Here is a 3,415-nt window from a genome sequence, read left to right on the forward strand (position 1 = left end):
TGGACGGGTTTTCAACTTCGATTTTCTCGCCGTTTTTCAACACGACTTCATAAACTACCGTTGGCGCAGTGGTAATCAAGTCCATGTCGAACTCGCGTTCCAAACGTTCCTGCACGATTTCCAAATGCAACAGGCCCAAGAAGCCACAGCGGAAGCCAAAGCCCAATGCTTGGGAAACTTCAGGCTCAAATTTCAACGAAGCATCGTTCAGCTGCAATTTTTCCAAAGCATCGCGCAAGGCTTCGTAGTCGTGGCTTTCCACCGGATAAAGGCCTGCAAATACTTGACTTTGTACTTCTTGGAAGCCGGGCAGCGGCTCTGAAGCTGGGTTGGCAACCAAAGTAACCGTATCGCCGACTTTTGCCTGACCCAATTCTTTCACGCCGGTAATCAAAAAGCCTACTTCACCGGCTTTGAGTTCTTGTTTTTGAACCGATTTTGGTGTAAATACGCCCAGCTGCTCAACCTGCGTTTCCGCCTTGGTGCTCATAAAGCGCACTTTGTCTTTCAGTTTAATGGTGCCGTTTTTCACACGAATCAACATGACCACGCCGACGTAGTTGTCAAACCACGAATCAACAATAACCGCTTGCAACGGCGCATTTTCATCACCGGTCGGCGCAGGGATTTTGGCAACGATTTCTTCCAAAACGTCTTCCACGCCAATACCGCTTTTTGCAGAACATTGCACCGCACCAACGGCATCAATGCCGATGATGTCTTCGATTTCCTGTTCCACGCGCTCGGGTTCTGCGGCAGGCAAGTCAATTTTGTTCAAAACAGGCACAACTTCCACGCCCAAATCAATCGCGGTATAGCAGTTCGCCACGGTTTGCGCTTCCACGCCTTGCGATGCGTCAACGACCAAAAGCGCGCCTTCGCAGGCAGACAGCGAACGGGAGACTTCGTAAGAAAAGTCGACGTGTCCCGGAGTATCAATCAGGTTGAGCTGATACACTTGCCCGTCGCGTGCTTTATAGTTGAGCGCGGCGGTTTGCGCTTTAATGGTAATGCCGCGCTCTTTTTCGATGTCCATGGAATCGAGCACCTGCGTACTCATTTCGCGCAAATCCAAACCGCCGCAGTATTGGATAAAACGGTCGGCAAGCGTCGATTTACCGTGGTCGATGTGGGCAATGATGGAGAAATTCCGTATGTTTTTCATATTGTTATTAAGATAAATACAATTAAAGGCTGAAAGGCCGTCTGAAAAAACAGGGATTCGGTTTTCAGACGGCCTTAGAATAAGGTTGAATCGTTCCGTATTCTAACGGAAATTCAACGCTTTTGCATGGTTTTATAGCGATTTGACAATCTCGGTAACCATCTTCGCTGAGCTGACGGCAGCCGTTTTCAAAAACTCTTCAAAGCTGATGTCCGCTTTCTCATCTGCCGAATCGGATACGGCGCGAATAATCACAAACGGCACTTCCAACTGATGACAAGTCTGCGCAATCGCCGCAGCTTCCATTTCCACTGCTTTTACGTCAGGAAAATGGCTGCGGATTTCCGCGACACCTTCGCTGCTGTGCACAAAACGGTCGCCACTGACAATCAGACCTTGCGTGACAGCCGCACCTTCAAACACTTGCGCCGCCTTTTCTGCTTGACGAATCAGGTTTTCATCCGATGCGAACACAGCAGGAAGTTGCGGCACTTGTCCCCAAACATAACCAAAAGCCGTTACGTCAACATCGTGATGCGCCACAGTTTCGCCGATAACCACATCGCCGACCTTTAGACCTTTACCCAAGCCACCTGCACTGCCAGTATTGATGATGCAATCCGGTGCAAACTGATGAATGACCCAAGAAGTCGAAACCGCTGCATTAACCTTACCGATACCACTCAAAACCAATACCATGCGTTTTCCAGCCAATTCGCCTTCATATGCCGAGAATTTACCGAAGGACACATGCTTGACATTGGCCATGCTTTCACGCAAAAGCTCGATTTCCTGTTCCATTGCGCCGACCACGGCAATTGTTTGTACTGACATCTCGTTACCACCTTTCCATTCACTAATCGGGCAACATTATAACAGCAGAATTTAAAATCACAGGGATACTGAAAAATCTGCTATATTCCCAGCACGACACTCAATTTAAAACAGATAGCCACTCTAGCGGGCAAAACAGCAAATAATGATTGCTTCTGTTATAATTATTCTCAATAAAATAACTTAATATTAACTATCTAAATTCTTATGTTTGACGAAAATACTCCGAGCGCAAAAGAAGAATTGTTCGCTTGGCTACGCCATATGAACAAATACAAAGGCTCCGACCTTTTCATTACCACCAATTTCCCGCCAGCCATGAAAGTGGACGGCAAAATCACGCGACTGAGCGATGAGCCGCTGAGTGCTGAAAAATGTATGGAAATCGCTTTTTCGATTATGTCTTCCAAACAAATCGAAGAATTTTCTTCCAACAACGAAATCACCTTCGCCATCACACTGCACGAGACCAGCCGCTTCCGTCTCAATGCCATGGTTCAACGCGGAGCAACAGCTTTGGTATTCCGCTCCATTACCAGCAATATCCCTAAATTTGAAACGCTCAATCTGCCCCCGATTCTGAAAGACATCGCCCTCAGAAAACGCGGTCTGGTTATTTTTGTCGGCGGTACAGGTTCGGGCAAGTCCACTTCCCTCGCCTCCCTTATCGACTATCGAAACGAAAACAGCTTCGACCATATTATTACCATCGAAGACCCGATTGAATTTATCCACCAACACAAAAACTGCATCATCACCCAACGTGAAATCGGTGTAGATACAGAAAATTGGCCGATTGCATTGAAAAACACCCTTCGCCAAGCGCCGGATGTCATTCTGATTGGCGAAATCCGTGACCGTGAAACCATGGACTACGCTATTTCCTTCGCGGAAACCGGCCATTTGTGTATGGCGACACTGCATGCCAACAGCACCAACCAAGCGCTCGACCGCATCATCAACTTCTTCCCCGAAGAGCGCCGTACCCAGTTGCTGACCGACTTGTCGCTCAACCTGCAAGCCTTTATTTCACAACGTCTGATTCCCCGTGAAAGCGGACGGGGTCGTGTGGCTGCTGTAGAAGTTTTGCTCAATTCGCCGATTATTGCCGACTTGATTCAAAAAGGCGAAGTCCACAACATCAAAGAAATGATGAAAAAATCAACCGGCATGGGTATGATCACTTTTGACCAAGCCTTGTATGATTTATATGAAAACGGCGATATCAGTTATCAAGACGCCATTAAAAATGCCGACTCCGCCCACGATTTGCGCTTAGACATTCAATTACGAAGCCGTCGCGCACAAAATGCCGGTCCGGATTTAGAATTGATTTAACAGCTTCAAAGCATAAAAAAAAGAAAAGGCCGTCTGAAACCTCACCACGAGTTTCAGACGGCCTTTATTCCATCAAAT

At 47.3% G+C, this 3,415-nt stretch carries 3 protein-coding genes; 1 reads left to right on the top strand and 2 read right to left on the bottom strand.

What is annotated here, in order from left to right:
• On the bottom strand, window positions 1-1,165 hold a 1,165-nt coding region (lepA, locus tag Q1M25_RS09050; RefSeq protein WP_300483962.1), incomplete at its 3' end, for a translation elongation factor 4.
• Between the two features lie 132 nt (window positions 1,166-1,297).
• Window positions 1,298-1,999: a 5'-methylthioadenosine/adenosylhomocysteine nucleosidase gene (locus Q1M25_RS09055; protein WP_300483963.1), complete on the bottom strand. Its 702-nt coding sequence runs from the start codon at window positions 1,997-1,999 to the stop codon at window positions 1,298-1,300.
• A gap of 207 nt (window positions 2,000-2,206) precedes the next feature.
• On the opposite strand from Q1M25_RS09055, the gene Q1M25_RS09060 reads away from it, so the two are divergent.
• Window positions 2,207-3,337 carry a PilT/PilU family type 4a pilus ATPase gene (locus tag Q1M25_RS09060; RefSeq protein WP_300483965.1) on the top strand — a complete coding sequence of 377 codons (1,131 nt, stop codon included), beginning with the start codon at window positions 2,207-2,209 and terminating at the stop codon, window positions 3,335-3,337.
• The last annotated feature ends 78 nt before the right edge of the window (window positions 3,338-3,415 follow it).

It is taken from the genome of uncultured Neisseria sp. (genome assembly GCF_951230505.1).
Lineage (GTDB): Bacteria > Pseudomonadota > Gammaproteobacteria > Burkholderiales > Neisseriaceae > Neisseria.

Excerpts from the sequence above, each read along its gene's own strand:
- Q1M25_RS09060 (WP_300483965.1), top strand. The coding sequence starts at position 2,207 with ATGTTTGACGAAAATACTCCGAGCGCAAAAGAAGAATTGTTCGCTTGG.
- Q1M25_RS09055 (WP_300483963.1), bottom strand. The coding sequence starts at position 1,999 with ATGTCAGTACAAACAATTGCCGTGGTCGGCGCAATGGAACAGGAAATC.